The following is a 14,785-nucleotide window of genomic DNA, read 5'->3' on the forward strand; positions in this document are numbered from 1 at the left end:
AGGCGGGGCCTCTAGACCTTATCCTGGGGTTCGGCCCGTCGCGTCCGGTCCCGAGGTCATACGCCAATCCAGGAATCCGTCGATGTCCCGCCTCATCACCGTTGCCGCCGCACAGTTGGGTCCGATCCAGCGAGCCGACAGCCGCAAGCAGGTCATCGACCGGATGATCGCGCTGCTGGAGAAGGCCAAGGCGCAAGGCGCGACCTTCGTTGTGTTTCCCGAGCTCGCCCTGACCACCTTCTTCCCGCGCTGGTACCATGAGGATCGCGCCGAGGCGGATCAATGGTTCGAGCGCAGCATGCCCGGCCCGGATACCCAGGCATTGTTCGACAAGGCCAAGGAGCTCGGCCTCGCCATGAGCTTCGGCTATGCGGAGCTCACGCCCGAAGGCCGGCATTTCAACAGCTCGATCCTGGTCGACCGCGGCGGCCGTATCGTCGCCAAATACCGCAAGATCCACCTGCCCGGCCATGTCGAGTTCGACGCCGAGCGGACGCATCAGCATCTCGAGAAGCGCTATTTCGAGCCGGGCGATCTCGGCTTCCCGGTCTGGGAATTCGAAGGCGGGCTGTTCGGCATGGCGATCTGCAACGACCGGCGCTGGCCCGAGACCTATCGCGTCATGGGGCTGCAGGGCGTCGAGATGGTCGTGCTCGGCTACAACACCCCGTCCGCCAATTCGCAATCGCCCAACGAGACGGCAGCCGACCGGCTGTTCCACCACCGCCTGTCGGTGCAGGCCGGCGCCTACCAGAACTCGACCTGGGTCGTGGCCGTCGGCAAGGCCGGAACCGAAGACGGACACCATCTTTTCGGGGGAACGCTGATCGCGGCGCCGGACGGCAAGATCGTCGGGGAGATCGACCATGAGGAGGACGGCGTGCTCGTCCATCCCTGCGATCTCGACGACACCCGCTTCGGCAAGGCGACGATCTTCGATTTCATCCGCCATCGCCGTGTCGAGCACTACGGCCTGATCACCGAACGCACCGGCGTCGGCGCGCCGCTCGGAAAGCCCGAGGGCGCCTGAGCGCCCTCATTGGCCGCTTCAGCCGAACGGATCGAACGGGGTCGGGAAGCGGCCGGTCGGCGTGATCTCGGCGTAAGGCGCGCGCGCCAGCAACTGCCCCTGCCCCGGCTGCGCCAGCACGCGCTCGCCGTCGAAGACGAGGCGGCCGCGCTGGTAGGTCGCCGCCGGATAACCCTGCACCACCATGCCTTCATAGGGCGTGTAGTCGCTGCCATGATGCTGCATGGCATTGGTCAGGGTTATCAGCCGGTTCGGATCGAACAGCACGATATCTGCATCGGCCCCGACCGCGAGCGCGCCCTTGCGTGGCGCCAACCCGAAACGCCGCGCCGGGTTGGTTGCGACGAGATCGACGAAGCGGCGCAGGTCGATGCGCCCCTTGGCGACGCCCTCCGAGTAGAGAATGGGCAGGCGTGCGGCGAGACCGGGCACGCCGTTCGGAATCTTGTTGAAAGGCGCGTTCTCGCCGTGCTGCTTCTTGCCGCGCGGATCGTCATAGCGCAGCGGCGAATGATCGGACGAGACGATGTCGATGACGCCGTCGCGCAGGAACTGCCAGAGCGCCTCCTGGTCGGCGGTCGAGCGCAGCGCCGGCGAGATCATGAACTTGGCGCCCTCGAAGCCCGGCCGGTCCATGTCGGCTTCGTCGAGCACGAGATATTGCGTGCAGGTCTCAGCCCAGGCCTTCTGCCCGCGCTTCTGGGCGCGCTCGACCTCCTCGCCGGACTGCCGGCCCGAGACGTGGAAGACCTGGATAGGCGTATCCAGCGCCTCGGCCAGGGCGAGAATGCGATGCGTCGCCTCGCGTTCGACCACCATGGGCTTCGCCCAGGCGAGATGGCGCGGCGCCGTCTGGCCCGCCGCCAGCAACGCCTGCGTCAGCCAGGTGATCAATTCATGATGCTCGGCATGGACGCAGACGAGCGCGCCGGCGCGCCGCGCCGCGGCCAGCGTCTGCAGAATCTGCGCATCGCCGAGACGGTTGCTGTCATAGGTCATGAAGATCTTGACCGATCGATGCCCGGCCTCGACCAGCGCCGGCAGCTCGGTGTCCAGCACCTCCGGAGTGGGATCGTTGACCAGAAGATGGAAGGCATGGTCGATCCGGGCCTGCTTCGCCTTCTCGGCATAGGCGGCAACCGCGCCGGCGAGCGAGCCGCCGCGAACCTGAGGTGCATGGCAGACGACCGTGGTCGTGCCGCCCGCCGCCGCAGAGGCCGTGCCGCTGTCGAAGCCATCGGCGATGTCCGCGCCCGAGGAGAAGGGCTGGTCGAGATGGACATGGCTGTCGACCCCGCCGGGCAGGACGAGCAGGCCCTTTGCATCGACCTCCTCCTTGCCGCGCGGCAGCCCCGCGCCGATCGCGGCGATGACACCGCCGGCAATACCGATATCGAAAGCTCCGATGTCGGAGGCGGTGACGGCCGTGCCGCCGCGGATGACGAGATCGAAATCGCTCATGGTCTTTCTCTCCATGCGACGGGGGCCGTGAAACGGCAGCCCGCAGCGCGCGAAACAGCGACGAGGTCAGGATGAAAACGGAACTGCGCGTCGCGCTCGGCGACAGGCTCTATGGCATCGAGCGCCCCTGGGGCGCCCTGCCGGCGACGCCGGGGCGGATCACCGATCTCACAGTCGGCAAGGACGGGCTGGTGCATGTCCTGCTGCGCCGCGACAGCGCCGTCGATCCCGAGGGGCCCTGCGTGATCACGCTCGCCGCCGACGGCAGCTTTGTGCGGAGCTGGGGCGAGGCGCTCTGCGTCGATGCCCACAAGATCGCGACGACGCCCGATGGCGGCCTCGCCATCGTCGATCGCGACGCGCATCGCATCTTCTTCTGCGATGACGAGGGTCGAGTCCGGCAGCAGATCGGCGAAAGCCATCGGCCGGGGCAGCCCTTCAATCATCCCAGCGATATCGCCTTTGCGCCGGATGGCGGCTTCTATGTCGCCGATGGCTACGGCAATGGCCGCATCCACCGCTTCGACGCCGGCGGCAGCCTGATCGCGAGCTGGGGCTCGGTCGGAACCGCTCCCGGCGCCTTCCTGACGCCGCACGGCCTCTACGTACTCCGCGACGGGCGCGTTATCGTCGCCGATCGCGAGAACAGCCGCGTGCAGAGCTTCACGGCCGAGGGCGAATTGCTGGCCGTGTGGGATGCTTTCCTGCGCCCTCAGGACGTCGTCGCCGACGCCGAGGACCGCATTCTGGTCTGCGATTCCATCCCGACGCTGAGCCTGCTTTCGGCGGATGGCACCCTGCTCGGCCGCTGCCGGCCGGTGCTCAACGGCGCCCACGGCCTGTGGCTTGGAACGGCCGGCGATATCTTCCTCGCGGAGACCAACCCCAACCGCATCACGCGGCTTTTCCCCGTCGCGAGCTGACGCGACGGGCCACCGCGCCCTCATGCGGCGGAGACGGCCGTGCGGTTCTGCAGGCGCGAGACCAGCCGCACGAAGGGCCAGAACATCAGGAAATAGACGATCGCCACCGCGATCAGCGGCGTCGGGTTGTAGAGCAGGCCCTGGGCAAGCTGGGCCGACCGCAGCAGTTCCTGAAGTGCGACGGCGGATGCGATCGAGGTCTGCTTCACCAGCTCGACCGTGTTGCTGATCAGGTCCGGCAGCACGTTGCGCGTGCCCTGCGGCACCACGACATGGATCATGCTCTTGTACCAGCTCAAACCCGTGGAGCGGGCCGCTTCGCGCTGGCCCTTCGGCACGGATTCGATGCCGGCGCGGAAGATCTCGGCGAAATAGCTCGAGCCGTTCAGCGTCAGCGCCAGCACGGCGGCCGTGAACTCGTTGAGCTTCAGGCCGAGGAAGGGCAGGCCGAAGAAGATGAAGATCAACAGCACCAGCGGCGGGATGGCGCGCATCACGTCGACATAGGCGATCAGCAGGAAGCGCAGCAGCCGGTTCGGCACGTCCTGCGCCATGGCGATGGCAATACCGCTGACGACCGAAAGCGGCACGGCGACGGCGGCCAATGCCAGCGTCATCCAGAAGCCCTGCAGCAGCAGCGGCCAGACCTGCTTGAGGACGTCGATATTGAGGAAGGTCGTGACGAGATCGTCCATCATGACCTCGGATGCGCATAGGCGCGTTCGAGCCAGCGCGTGAAGCGCACGAAGGGCAGGAACAGCACGAGGAAGAGCAAGGCGCCGACGGTCAGCGCGGTCGGGTTGGCGACGTTGGACTGGATGCTGGAGGTCACGTTGAGCAGTTCCGGCACGGCCACGACCGAGCCCAGCGTCGTGCCCTTGCTGATGCCGATGGCGCGGTTGGTCAAAGGCGGGATCGAGATGCGCACCACCTGCGGCAGGATGATATAGGCAAGCGTCTTGCTGAAGCTGAGGCCGGTCGAGCGCCCAGCTTCCCATTGTCCCTTATGCACGGCGTTGATGCCGGCCCAGAAGATCTCCTCGGCGAAGGCGGAGAGCACGATCGCCAGCGCCAGCACCGTCGCGGTGATGGGCTCCAGCACCAGCCCGAAATAGGGCAGCGCGAAATAGGCCAGCACGATCAGGACGAGCTGTGGGATCGAGCGGAAGAAATCGATGTAGAAGATGATCAGCCAGTTCAGCGGCCGGATGCCGTAAAGCCTGAGGATCGCCAATGCGAGGCCGAGCGGGATGCCGATCAGAACCGTCAGGATCGACATCTGGACGGTGATCAGGAAGCCGCGCAGGATGTCCGGCCAATAGGCCGACATCAGCGAGAAATCGAAGAAATAGCGGACGATCTGGTCCATGCGCCGTCAGCCGTGCGAGCGCATCACGAAGTCGCGGATGCGCTGGTGCTGCGGATTGATCAGGATCTCCTGCGGCGTGCCCTCGGCCAGGATCGCGCCATGGTCCATGAAGACGACGCGGTCGGCGACGTCGCGCGCGAACTTCATCTCGTGGGTCACGACGATCATGGTCATGCCCATGTCCTTGGTCCGGACCATGACGTTGAGGACTTCGCCGACGAGCTCGGGGTCGAGCGCCGAGGTCGGCTCGTCGAAGAGCATGACCTGTGGCTCCAGCGCCATGGCGCGGGCGATGCCAACGCGCTGCTGCTGGCCGCCGGACAATTCGGCCGGATAGGCATCGGCCTTGTGGGCGAGGCCGACGACTTCGAGATGGTGGCGGGCCTTCGCCTCGGCCTCCTGCTTGCTCAAGCCGACGACCTTGCGCAGCGCGAGCGAGACGTTCCCCAGCGCCGTCTTGTGCGGGTAGAGATGGATACCCTGGAAGACCATGCCGATGCCGCGGCGCAGGCGGTCGAGATCGACCTTGGGGCCGGTGACCTCCTGCCCGCCGAGGCGGATCGTGCCCGCCGTCGGCTCCTCAAGCCGGTTGATGCAGCGCAGGCAGGTGCTCTTGCCCGAACCGGAGGAGCCGACGATCACGACGGCCTCGCCCTTGCCGACCTTGAGGTCGACACCGCGCAGAACCTCGACATTGCCGAAGCTCTTGCGCAAGCCCTCGATCGAAACGATCGTTTCGGAAGGCGTGGCCGTCATGGCGGGCGCTGAGGTCACTTGCAGGCGGCCTTGTGCGGGGTCGCGTCGTAACCCTCGAAATCCGGCGCGCCGATGCCCGGATAGACCTTGGCGCTGGAGGAATCGGCCGCCGGCTTCACGCCGAACCACTTCTCATGGATCGCGGCCAGCGTGCCGTCGCTCTTGATGCATTCCAGCGCGGCCTCGACCTTGGCGCGGAATGCCGCGTCCTCCTTGCGGAAAGCGATGCCGAAATTGTTGCCGCTATTGAGCACGAAGGCGACCTCGGCCATCGGCGTCTGCGTCGAGACATAGCGCGAGACCGGGACGTCGGCGACATTGGCGAAGGCGCGCCCGATCATCACCGCCTGCACGGCGTCGGCGTTCTTGTTGTAGCGCTGGATGGTGTAGCCGTACTTGGCCTCGTTGTCGGTCAGCCACTTGTCGGAGATCGAGCCGTTATTGACGGTCAGCGCCTTGCCCTTCAGCTCCTCCAGACTGGCGATCTTGGCGCCCTTCTTGACGAGGAAGCCGAGGCCCGTCGGCATATAGGGCTCGCTGAACAGCATCTGCGCGGCGCGGTCTTTCGTGATGTTGGTCGGCGCCGGGATCATCTCGTAGCGCTTGGAGAACAGGCCCGCGAAAATCGCCGAGAAATTGGAATCCGTGACCTCGACGCCGGGGCGCCCGAGCTGCTTCGCCAGCGCAGCCGACATGTCGTAGGTGAAGCCCGTCGCCTCGCCGGCCGGCGTCTTGAAGCAGAACGGCGCGAAGCCGAGATCGCAGGCCACCTTCAGCTTCTCGCCCTGCGGATGGTCGGCATCCTGCGCCAGGGCCGGCATGGCGAGCATGGCGCCGAGCACGGCGCCCGCTGCAAAGGCACGCGTCAGCTTGATCGAATTCAGCTTCATCTTTCCCGCTCCCGTTATGCGTTGTGGCTACGCCGCGATTGCTGCCCCCTGTCCCTGCAACAATCCGGCCATGTCCAAGGGGAGCCTAACAGGGCGAAATCATGCCCAGCCAATCATTTATTGTCGGGTGGCCATAACCTGATGTTAAGTTCCGGCCTCACCGTCCTCGCCGGAGGCAGCGGGAGGCGACGGCACCAGGCCGCGCAGGATATCGACGAAAGCACTCGCCGTGCGTGACAGCGGCTCGAAGCGCGGCGTCAGCAGATGGGCGCGGACGCGCGTCTTGGGTGCGAGCGGGCGCGACACCAGTTCCGGCCAGGTCCGCCCACGCAGCACGAACTCGTCGACCACCCCGACGCCCGCCCCCGCACGCACCATCGCGCAGGCGACCGGCGTGAAGCGGACGACGGTGCTGATCCTGAGCGGCGCGGATTTCAATGTGAGGGCACGCCCGACGACATCGCCATAGGGCGTCTGCGGCCCGAACCCGATCAGCGGATAAGGCGCGAGATCGGCCGGGCGGACCACGCGCAATCGCGCCAGCGCATGGTCGCGCGGCATGATCACCATCAGCCGCCCTTCCGTCAGGATCTCCGTATTGAGCGTCGGCTCGTCGACCGGAATGATCGAGACGCCGAGATCGGCGCGGCCGGCCACGACCTTGGCGACGACCTCCAGCAGGGTCAGCACCTCGAACTCGACGCGCAGATCCGGGAAGCGCTCGCGCAGCCGCGCGATGGCGTCCGGCACCAGCGCCTGACCGACGCTCGGGCTCGCGACGATCCGCACCGACCCGGTACCGCGCTCGCGCAATTCATCGGCGAGCTCGTTGACCCTGACCACGCCCTGATGGACCTGGTCGACCTCCTGGAACAGGCGGCGCGCCTCCGGTGTCGGCTGGACGCGGCCGCGCACGCGCTCGAACAGGCGCAGCGCCAATCGGTCCTCGGTATAGGCCAGCAGGCGGCTGATCGCCGGCTGCGAGACCGAGAGCAGGCGGGCGGCGCCGCTGATCGAGCCGGTGATCATGATGGCCCGGAAGACTTCGATCTGCCGGAGATTGAGGCGCATGGCGATAACATCCGTTTATGGTCGGCCGCATAATAAGCATGATTCATTTCGCGCCTAGCGCTCTAAGCTCGACCGCGTGCCGGCAACGACCGGCTCGGGAGAAGGACGAGGCCGGCCGATGAGACGCTTCCTAACCATGAAGGATGTCGAGGCCGCCGTGGCCGGCGGGTCCGTCTTCGCAGCGGGCGGCGGCGGCTGGGCCGATCACGGCCGCATGCTCGGCACAGCCGCGGTCAATACCGGCAGGCCCGAGCTCGTCACCCTAGACGAGATTCCCGACGACGCGATCATCGCGACCGCCGCCGCCATCGGCGCGCCCGGCGGCACGACCGAGTGGGAGATGTGGGGCATCGACTACGTCAAGGCCGTGCAATTGCTGCAGGAGGCGCTGGGCAAGCCGATCTACGGCCTGATCATCGGCCAGAACGGCATGTCGAGCACGCTGAACGCCTGGCTCCCGAGCGCGATCCTCGGCGTCAAGGTGGTCGATGCCGTCGGCGATATCCGCGCCCATCCCACCGGCGACATGGGCTCGATCGGCCTCGCCAACAGCCCGGAAGCGACAATCCAGGTCGCGGTCGGCGGCAACCGTTCCAAGAACCAGTACATCGAACTCGTGACGCGCGGCGCGACGGCCAAGATCTCGCCGATCCTGCGCACGGCGTCGGACATGTCCGGCGGCTTCATCGCCTCCTGCCGCAACCCGGTCCCGGCGGCCTATGTCCGCAAGAACGCCGCGCTCGGCGGCATCTCGATGGCGCTGGCGCTGGGCGAGCGCATCCTCGCCGCCAAGCCGAAGGGCGGCAGCGCGGTGATCGACGCGATCTGCGACGAGACCGGCGGCTCGATCATCGCGCGCGGCACGGTCGCGAAGAAGGACGTACGCTACACCAACGAGGCCTTCGATATCGGCACGATCCAGGTCGGGACCGGTGCCGCCGCCCGCGTCATCCATGTCATGAACGAATACATGGCCGTGACCGATCCCGACGGCGCCCGGCATGCCTGCTTCCCGGACGTGATCACCACGCTCGACGCCGACGGCCAACCGGTCAGCTCCGGCCATGTCCGCGAGGGCATGGAACTCTCGGTGCTGCGCGTGCCCAAGGACAAGATCCCGCTGAGCTCCAGCGTGACCGACCCCAGCGTCTATCCGATCGTCGAGAAGGCGCTCGGCATGAACTTCACCGACTACGCGCTCGGCCGCGAAGGCTGAGCACATTTCCACCCGCCCCTGCATGATAACCGGATAACCCGACCATGAGCGATTTCGATCTCGTCCTCCGCGGCAATATCGTGCTGTCCGACCGGATCATCGAGGACGGCTATGTCGCCGTCAGCGGCGGCAAGGTCGGCAAGGTCGGCTCCGGCACGCCACCTTCGGCCCGCGAGACGCAGGATTTCCGCGGCCAGTGGATCATTCCCGGCGTCATCGACGGACAGGTCCATTCCGGCAGCCAGGCCAATCACGAGGGCATCGGCATGTGCTCGCGGGCGGCGGCGGCCGGCGGCGTCACCGTGATGGTCGACATGCCCTATGACGAGCCGGAGCCCGTCACCAGCGCCAAGCTCTTCAACGAGAAGGTCGCGGTGGTCGAGCGCGACGCCCATGTCGATGTCGCGCTCTATGCCACGATCACCATCGAGAACGGCCTGCATGCCATTCCGGGCCTCGTCGAGGCCGGCGCCTGCGCCTTCAAGTTCTCGACCTTCGAGGCCAATCCGACGCGCTTTCCGCGCATCGGCGACGACACGCTCTACGAGGCCTTCAAGCTGATCGAGCCGACCGGGCTGCTCTGCGGCGTCCATAACCAGGACCAGGAGATGACCCGGCGCAATATCGCGAAGCTGATCGAGGCCGGCGATACCGGCCCGGACGCCTTCCTGCGCGCCCATCCCCCGCTCGTCGAGAACCTCGCCACCGCCCGGATCTACGAGATCGGCGCCGAGACCGGGGCGCGTGCGCACGCCGTCCACGTCTCGACCTCGCGCGGCTTCGAGATCTGCAACATGTACAAGCAGGCCGGATACAAGGCGACGGTCGAGAGCTGCGTGCAGTATTTCATGCTCAATGCCGAGGAGCATGGCCCGCGCTTCGGCGCCAAGATCAAGCATTACCCGCCGATCCGCCCGAAGGCCGAGAGCGACCTGCTCTGGAGCCATCTCGCCGCCGGCCATTGCGACTTCATCTCGTCGGACCACGTCTCCTGGGGACTGGAGAAGAAGGGCGATCCGATGATCTTCAAGAACACCTCTGGCGGGCCCGGCATCGAAACCCTGCTGCCGGCGCTCTGGACCGGCTGCGAGGAGCACGGCCTGTCGCCGACCATCGTGGTGAAGCAGCTCTGCGAGGGGCCGGCCAAGGCCTTCCTGCTCGCCGACAAGGGCCGGCTCGAAGCCGGCGCCGATGCCGACATCACCGTGCTGGAGCCCGGCCGCTTCATCCACGACCCCAGCAAGAGCCTCGCAGCCGTGAAATGGAGCTCGATGGAGGGCCGCGAATTCCGCGTCCGCGTCGCCGCAACCTATGTCCGCGGCCAGCTCGCCTGGGACGGCAAGGAGATCCGCAACAAGGCCGGCGACGGCCGCTTCCTGCGCCCGGCGGCGTGACCGTCATGTCGATCGATCAGGACCGGCTCTGGCGCCGCATCGAGGCTCTCTCCGGGATCACCGACCCGGAGCGTCCCTGGACGCGCCGCTCCTTCACCCCGCGCTTCCTGGAAGGGCGCGAATGGCTGGCGGCGGAATTCCGCGAGGCCGGGCTGGAGACGGAGCTCGATGCCGCCGGCAACCTGATCGGCCGGCTCGCGGGCGCCGATCCGAGCTTGAAGCCGATCCTGATCGGCTCGCATTCCGACACGGTGCCCTCGGGCGGGCGCTATGACGGCATTCTCGGCGTGCTCGCCGCGCTGGAAGTCGCACAGAGCTTCAGCGAGCGCGGGGACCGCCTGCGCCATACGCTGGAGGTCGTCGATTTCCTGGCGGAGGAGCCGAGCGAATTCGGCCTCTCCTGCATCGGCAGCCGCGCACTCGCGGGAACGCTGAGCGAGGAGCATCTGGCAATGACCCGCCCCAACGGCATGACGCTTCGCGAGGGCATCGCTTTCGTCGGCGGCCGGCCGGCGGAGCTTGCCTCGGTCAAGCGGCCGGCCGACGGCATCGCGGCTTATGTCGAGGTTCATATCGAACAGGGCCGCGTGCTGGAAAACGAGCGCATCCCGATCGGCATCGTCACCGATATCGTCGGCATCCGCCGCGAGCGCATCATCGTCACCGGCCGGGCCGACCATGCCGGCGCGACGCCGATGCCGCTCAGGGCCGACGCGCTGGTCGGCGCCGCGAAGCTCATCGAAGCCGCCTACAAGCGCGCGCTTTCGACCGCGCGGGACAACCAGCCGCTGGTCGCCACCTTCGGGCGCATCGAGGTCAGCCCCAATGCCGCGAACGCCGTGCCGGGCGAGGCGGTGATGACGCTGGAAGTCCGCTCCGGCAACGAGGCGGCGGTGAAGGCCTTCGGCGAGGCCTTGGTGCGCGACCTGCGCCCGGCCCTCGAAGAACTGCGTCTCACCATCGCGGTGGAGCCGATCAGCCATGTCGCGCCGACGGCCTGCGCGCCGGAGGTTCGCTCGGCCATCGCCAGTGCCTCGACCTCGCTGGGCCTCGCGACGCGCGACCTCCCGAGCGGGGCCGGTCATGACGGCGTCCACATCGCCCATATCGGTCCGGTCGGCATGCTCTTCGTGCCCTGCCTCGAAGGGCGCAGCCATGCGCCGGAGGAATCGATCACGCCCGACCAGGCCGGCGACGGCGCCCGCGTGCTGGCCGAGACGGTGCGCCTGCTTGATACGAGTCTGAGCTGAGCCGATGGACTGGGCTGCAAGCGACCTTGGGGAGCGCGATCTCTACAAGCTCCTCGTCAACACGGTGCTGCCCCGTCCGATCGCGCTCGTCACCACGGTCGACGCGGAGGGACGCGCCAATGCTGCGCCCTTCAGCTTCTTCAACGTGTTCAGCCATGCGCCGCCACTGGTCGTGCTCGGCATCGAGGGGCGCAGCGGCGCGGCGCCGTTGAAGGACACGATGCGCAATATCCGCGAGACCGGCGGCTTCGTCGTCAATCTCGTCGACCGGGCGATGGTCGCGGCGATGCAGGTCTGCGCCATCGACTTCCCCTCGGAGGTCGACGAGATCGCAGCGGCCGGGCTCGATATCGCGGCGGGCGCCAAGGTCGCGGCGCCACGGCTCACAGCCTCGCCGGTCCAGCTCGAATGCCGCGAGACGGTCTCGCTCTCGCTCGGCACGCGGCATCGCAATCTCGTCGTCGGTGAGATCGTCCATCTTCATATCCGCGACGGCATCGTCGACGAGCGCCTGCATGTCGATATCGACAAGCTCGATCTGGTCGGCCGCCTGCATGGCGCCGACTGGTATCTCGGCCTGGGCGACCGCTTCCAGGAGCCGCGCCAGACGGTGGACGGCTGGCGCGAGCGGGTCCGCCCCACCATTCCCGAAGGAGAGGCCTCGTGAGCGGCACGATCTACGTCATCAACCCGAACTCGACCGAGCGCGTCACGCGGGGCATCGATGAGGCCGTGGCGCCGCTGCGCATGGCCGGCGGGCCGGCGATCGAATGCCTGACGCTGGCCGATGGCCCGCCCGGCATCCAGTCGCAGCGTGATGTCGACGGACTGATCCCGGCCCTGCTCAAGCGCGCCGCTGGCCTTGAGAACGAGGCCGCCGCCTTCGTCGTCGCCTGCTTCTCCGATCCCGGCATGCATTCACTGCGCGAGCAGAGCACGAAGCCTGTGCTCGGCATCGCCGAATGCGGCGTGCTGACGGCGCTGACGCTCGGCCAGCGCTTCGGCATCGTCGCCATGCTGCAGAATTCGATCCCGCGCCATCTGCGCTATCTCGGCGCCATGGGCATGATGGACCGGTTCGCCGGCGACCTGCCGGTGAACCTCACCATCCAGGAGATGGCCGACGAACGGATTACGCTGGAGCGGATGATCGGCGTCGGGCGGAGCTTGCGCGACACGCACCATGCCGATGTGCTGGTGATGGGCTGCGCCGGCATGGCGCGCTTTCGCGAGCCGCTGGAGCGCGAGCTCGGCGTACCCGTCGTCGAGCCGACGCAGGCTGCCGTGACCATGGCGATCGGGCGCGCCCGGCTGGGCTGGGGCGGGCGCCCTCTGGCCGGGAGCTGAAACCGCTTATCGCGGATAAGACTGAATAGCATTTGCAATAGATGCCTTTGCAACCACGCCTTCGGCCGCACCATCAATCAGCGCGCCAACGGCGCCCCGCACAGCAAGGCCGGAAGGCGATCAGGCCTGTCGGGCGCCGTGCTCGCCCGACGGGAAAGAACCTCTTCATCCGGGCAGATGATTGCCCTTTCACCAGCAACTGAGGACCACCATGGCTCTGCTCGATGAAACCGCTGATGGCGTCTACGTCATTGCGGTCACGCCCTTCACCGAAACCGGCGCACTCGATCTCGACAGCACCGATCGCATGGTCGATTTCTACCTGGAGAAGGGCGCGACCGGCCTCACCGTGCTCGGCATGATGGGCGAGGCCCCGAAGCTGACAGCGGAGGAATCGCGCATCTTCGTGCGCCGCGTGCTGAAGCGCGTGAATGGCCACATGCCGGTCGTCGCCGGCGTCTCGGCAGCAGGCTTCGCCGCGATGGCCGAGCTCAGCGAGAGCGTGATGGGCGATGGTGCAGCCGGCGTCATGGTCGCGCCACCCTCGAACCTGCGCACCGACGACCAGATCATCTCCTATTACGCGATGGTGGCGGAGACGCTGGGCGCGAAGACGCCCTTCGTGCTGCAGGATTTTCCGCTCGTCACACAGGTCCAGATCACGTCCGCCGTGATCCTGAAGATCGTCGCCAATCATCCGACCTGCGTCATGCTCAAGCACGAGGACTGGCCGGGCCTCGCCAAGATCTCGGCGCTGCGTGCGGCCAGCGACAAGGGCGGCCGCCGCATCTCGATCCTCGTCGGCAATGGCGGCATGTTCCTGCCGGAGGAATTGTCGCGCGGCGCCGACGGCGCCATGACCGGCTTCGCCTATCCCGAGATGATGGTCGATGTCTGGAAGGCGCATGCCGCCGGAAAGGTCGAGCGGGCGCATGACCTGTTCGATGCCTATCTGCCGCTGGCGCGCTACGAGCAGCAGCCCGGCCTCGGCCTCGCCATCCGCAAGTATACGCTGGCGAAGCGCGGCGCGATCGCGTCCGCCACGTTGCGCAAGCCAGGCGGAGCATTGTCCAAGGCGGATGTCGCCGATATCGAACGGCTCATCGCGCGGCAGGAGCGCCGCCTCAAGGAGATCGGCTGATGGACCTCGGACTTTCCGGAAAGCGCGCCCTCGTCCTGGGCGCGAGCCGTGGGCTCGGCGCGGTGATCGCACAGACGCTCGCCGCCGAGGGCGCGACGGTGATCGCCGCGGCGCGCAGCACCGATGTGACGGAGACCTGGATCGCCGGCCTGCCGGCCGAGCAGCGCGGCCGTGCCAGCTCCGCCAAGCTCGACCTCACCGATCTCGCTTCGATCGATGCTCTCGCCGACAAGCTGATCGCGGAAGGCGGCGTCGATATCCTGATCGGCAATTCCGGCGGCCCGCCACCGGGCGAGGCGCGCGATGCCAAGCGCGACGACTGGCTGAAGTATTTCGAGGGCATGGCCGCCAACCTGTTCCATCTGGCGCAGCGCCTGCTGCCGGGGATGACGGAGCGCGGCTTCGGCCGCATCGTCACCATCGCCTCCTCCGGCGTCGAGCAGCCGATTCCGCGGCTTGCTCTCTCCAACGGCATCCGCGCCGCCGTGATCGGCTGGTCGAAGACGCTGGCCTCGGAGGTCGCGGGCAGCGGGGTCACGGTCAATGTCGTGCTGCCCGGCCGCATCCACACCGAACGCGTCGACCAGCTCGACGATGCTGCGGCAGCTCGCAGCGGCGGCACGCGCGAGGCCGTGGCCAAAGCCTCTATCGCGACGATTCCCGCGGGCCGCTACGGCAAGCCGCAGGAATTCGCCGATGTCGTCACCTTCCTCGCCAGCGAACGAGCGAGCTATGTGACGGGTGCGAAAATCCGCATCGACGGCGGCTTGATCCGCGGAATCTGACACATTGGCGAGGGTTGCGGGTCGATTTGCCGTTTCCTGCACCCTCAACCGCTGGGGGGATAGCCTATCGGGCCAGGCGAACGGTAGGCTCTTGCCCGCCGAGTCAGAACATGTGAGCACGAACGCATTGCCTGCGATCGTTGCACATGCCG

The 14,785-nt window shown here is 67.2% G+C and carries 15 protein-coding genes; 9 read left to right on the forward strand and 6 right to left on the reverse strand.

Translation table 11 applies throughout. From position 1 onward, the window contains the following. Positions 1-82: 82 nt before the first annotated feature. Positions 83-1,030 carry an N-carbamoyl-D-amino-acid hydrolase gene (locus AC1RLU_RS13360; protein ID WP_091857991.1) on the forward strand — a complete coding sequence of 316 codons (948 nt, stop codon included), beginning with the start codon at positions 83-85 and terminating at the stop codon, positions 1,028-1,030. An 18-nt stretch (positions 1,031-1,048) separates the two neighbouring features. On the opposite strand, the gene hydA is transcribed toward AC1RLU_RS13360, so the two are convergent. Beyond that, the gene (gene hydA / locus AC1RLU_RS13365) at positions 1,049-2,491 is read right to left on the reverse strand and encodes a dihydropyrimidinase (protein WP_492796096.1); all 1,443 of its coding nucleotides are present in this window, start codon (positions 2,489-2,491) and stop codon (positions 1,049-1,051) included. 71 nt (positions 2,492-2,562) lie between these two features. Here hydA and AC1RLU_RS13370 point away from each other — a divergent pair, with 71 nt between their 5' ends. Continuing rightward, positions 2,563-3,414: an NHL repeat-containing protein gene (locus tag AC1RLU_RS13370; protein ID WP_492796098.1), complete on the forward strand. Its 852-nt coding sequence runs from the start codon at positions 2,563-2,565 to the stop codon at positions 3,412-3,414. A 20-nt stretch (positions 3,415-3,434) separates the two neighbouring features. Here the strand turns inward: AC1RLU_RS13370 and AC1RLU_RS13375 are convergent, their stop codons facing one another. The 5 genes from AC1RLU_RS13375 to AC1RLU_RS13395 all read right to left on the reverse strand — a co-directional run bounded on the left by AC1RLU_RS13375 (position 3,435) and on the right by AC1RLU_RS13395 (position 7,500). After that, a complete protein-coding gene (locus AC1RLU_RS13375) occupies positions 3,435-4,109 on the reverse strand; it encodes an amino acid ABC transporter permease (RefSeq protein ID WP_091858000.1) in 675 nt (224 codons plus the stop codon). Next, entirely contained in the window at positions 4,109-4,783 is a 675-nt protein-coding gene (locus AC1RLU_RS13380) for an amino acid ABC transporter permease (protein WP_061968490.1), read from the reverse strand. Before AC1RLU_RS13380 ends, AC1RLU_RS13375 begins: the two co-directional genes overlap by 1 nt. A gap of 6 nt (positions 4,784-4,789) precedes the next feature. Then, positions 4,790-5,539 (reverse strand): amino acid ABC transporter ATP-binding protein, encoded by a 750-nt coding sequence (locus AC1RLU_RS13385; RefSeq protein WP_061968491.1) that lies wholly within the window; start codon positions 5,537-5,539, stop codon positions 4,790-4,792. Between the two features lie 14 nt (positions 5,540-5,553). After that, a complete protein-coding gene (locus AC1RLU_RS13390) occupies positions 5,554-6,429 on the reverse strand; it encodes a substrate-binding periplasmic protein (RefSeq protein WP_492796101.1) in 876 nt (291 codons plus the stop codon). A 144-nt stretch (positions 6,430-6,573) separates the two neighbouring features. Continuing rightward, positions 6,574-7,500 (reverse strand): LysR family transcriptional regulator, encoded by a 927-nt coding sequence (locus tag AC1RLU_RS13395; RefSeq protein ID WP_113584751.1) that lies wholly within the window; start codon positions 7,498-7,500, stop codon positions 6,574-6,576. Between the two features lie 118 nt (positions 7,501-7,618). Here AC1RLU_RS13395 and ertC point away from each other — a divergent pair, with 118 nt between their 5' ends. The 7 genes from ertC (at position 7,619) to AC1RLU_RS13430 (ending at position 14,633) form a co-directional block, all read left to right on the forward strand. Continuing rightward, positions 7,619-8,716: a thiohydantoin desulfurase gene (gene ertC, locus AC1RLU_RS13400; RefSeq protein ID WP_492796102.1), complete on the forward strand. Its 1,098-nt coding sequence runs from the start codon at positions 7,619-7,621 to the stop codon at positions 8,714-8,716. A gap of 44 nt (positions 8,717-8,760) precedes the next feature. Then, positions 8,761-10,110, forward strand: a complete 1,350-nt coding sequence (gene ertD / locus AC1RLU_RS13405; RefSeq protein ID WP_492796104.1) for a hydantoin-5-propionate amidohydrolase — start codon at positions 8,761-8,763, stop codon at positions 10,108-10,110. A 5-nt stretch (positions 10,111-10,115) separates the two neighbouring features. After that, complete coding sequence (gene ertE / locus AC1RLU_RS13410; protein WP_492796106.1) at positions 10,116-11,360, forward strand: N-carbamyl-l-glutamate amidohydrolase ErtE; 1,245 nt, start codon at positions 10,116-10,118, stop codon at positions 11,358-11,360. Between the two features lie 4 nt (positions 11,361-11,364). Further along, positions 11,365-12,027, forward strand: a complete 663-nt coding sequence (locus AC1RLU_RS13415) for a flavin reductase family protein (protein WP_492796107.1) — start codon at positions 11,365-11,367, stop codon at positions 12,025-12,027. Further along, positions 12,024-12,707: an aspartate/glutamate racemase family protein gene (locus AC1RLU_RS13420; RefSeq protein WP_492796109.1), complete on the forward strand. Its 684-nt coding sequence runs from the start codon at positions 12,024-12,026 to the stop codon at positions 12,705-12,707. The genes AC1RLU_RS13415 and AC1RLU_RS13420 overlap by 4 nt, the downstream gene beginning before the upstream one ends. Before the next feature lie 211 nt (positions 12,708-12,918). Next, entirely contained in the window at positions 12,919-13,848 is a 930-nt protein-coding gene (locus AC1RLU_RS13425; protein ID WP_492796110.1) for a dihydrodipicolinate synthase family protein, read from the forward strand. Then, entirely contained in the window at positions 13,848-14,633 is a 786-nt protein-coding gene (locus AC1RLU_RS13430) for an SDR family oxidoreductase (RefSeq protein WP_492796112.1), read from the forward strand. Before AC1RLU_RS13425 ends, AC1RLU_RS13430 begins: the two co-directional genes overlap by 1 nt. Positions 14,634-14,785 lie beyond the last annotated feature (152 nt).

It is taken from the genome of Allobosea sp. GW822-FHT05A11, from assembly GCF_058800455.1.

What these genes read in the sequence shown, in the direction of transcription:
- ertD (WP_492796104.1), top strand. Translation starts at nt 8,761, where the DNA reads ATGAGCGATTTCGATCTCGTCCTCCGCGGCAATATCGTGCTGTCCGAC.
- AC1RLU_RS13380 (WP_061968490.1), bottom strand. Translation starts at nt 4,783, where the DNA reads ATGGACCAGATCGTCCGCTATTTCTTCGATTTCTCGCTGATGTCGGCC.
- AC1RLU_RS13425 (WP_492796110.1), top strand. Translation starts at nt 12,919, where the DNA reads ATGGCTCTGCTCGATGAAACCGCTGATGGCGTCTACGTCATTGCGGTC.
- AC1RLU_RS13415 (WP_492796107.1), top strand. Translation starts at nt 11,365, where the DNA reads ATGGACTGGGCTGCAAGCGACCTTGGGGAGCGCGATCTCTACAAGCTC.
- AC1RLU_RS13430 (WP_492796112.1), top strand. Translation starts at nt 13,848, where the DNA reads ATGGACCTCGGACTTTCCGGAAAGCGCGCCCTCGTCCTGGGCGCGAGC.
- AC1RLU_RS13385 (WP_061968491.1), bottom strand. Translation starts at nt 5,539, where the DNA reads ATGACGGCCACGCCTTCCGAAACGATCGTTTCGATCGAGGGCTTGCGC.
- AC1RLU_RS13375 (WP_091858000.1), bottom strand. Translation starts at nt 4,109, where the DNA reads ATGGACGATCTCGTCACGACCTTCCTCAATATCGACGTCCTCAAGCAG.
- ertE (WP_492796106.1), top strand. Translation starts at nt 10,116, where the DNA reads ATGTCGATCGATCAGGACCGGCTCTGGCGCCGCATCGAGGCTCTCTCC.
- hydA (WP_492796096.1), bottom strand. Translation starts at nt 2,491, where the DNA reads ATGAGCGATTTCGATCTCGTCATCCGCGGCGGCACGGCCGTCACCGCC.
- AC1RLU_RS13370 (WP_492796098.1), top strand. Translation starts at nt 2,563, where the DNA reads ATGAAAACGGAACTGCGCGTCGCGCTCGGCGACAGGCTCTATGGCATC.
- AC1RLU_RS13395 (WP_113584751.1), bottom strand. Translation starts at nt 7,500, where the DNA reads ATGCGCCTCAATCTCCGGCAGATCGAAGTCTTCCGGGCCATCATGATC.
- AC1RLU_RS13390 (WP_492796101.1), bottom strand. Translation starts at nt 6,429, where the DNA reads ATGAAGCTGAATTCGATCAAGCTGACGCGTGCCTTTGCAGCGGGCGCC.
- AC1RLU_RS13360 (WP_091857991.1), top strand. Translation starts at nt 83, where the DNA reads ATGTCCCGCCTCATCACCGTTGCCGCCGCACAGTTGGGTCCGATCCAG.
- ertC (WP_492796102.1), top strand. Translation starts at nt 7,619, where the DNA reads ATGAGACGCTTCCTAACCATGAAGGATGTCGAGGCCGCCGTGGCCGGC.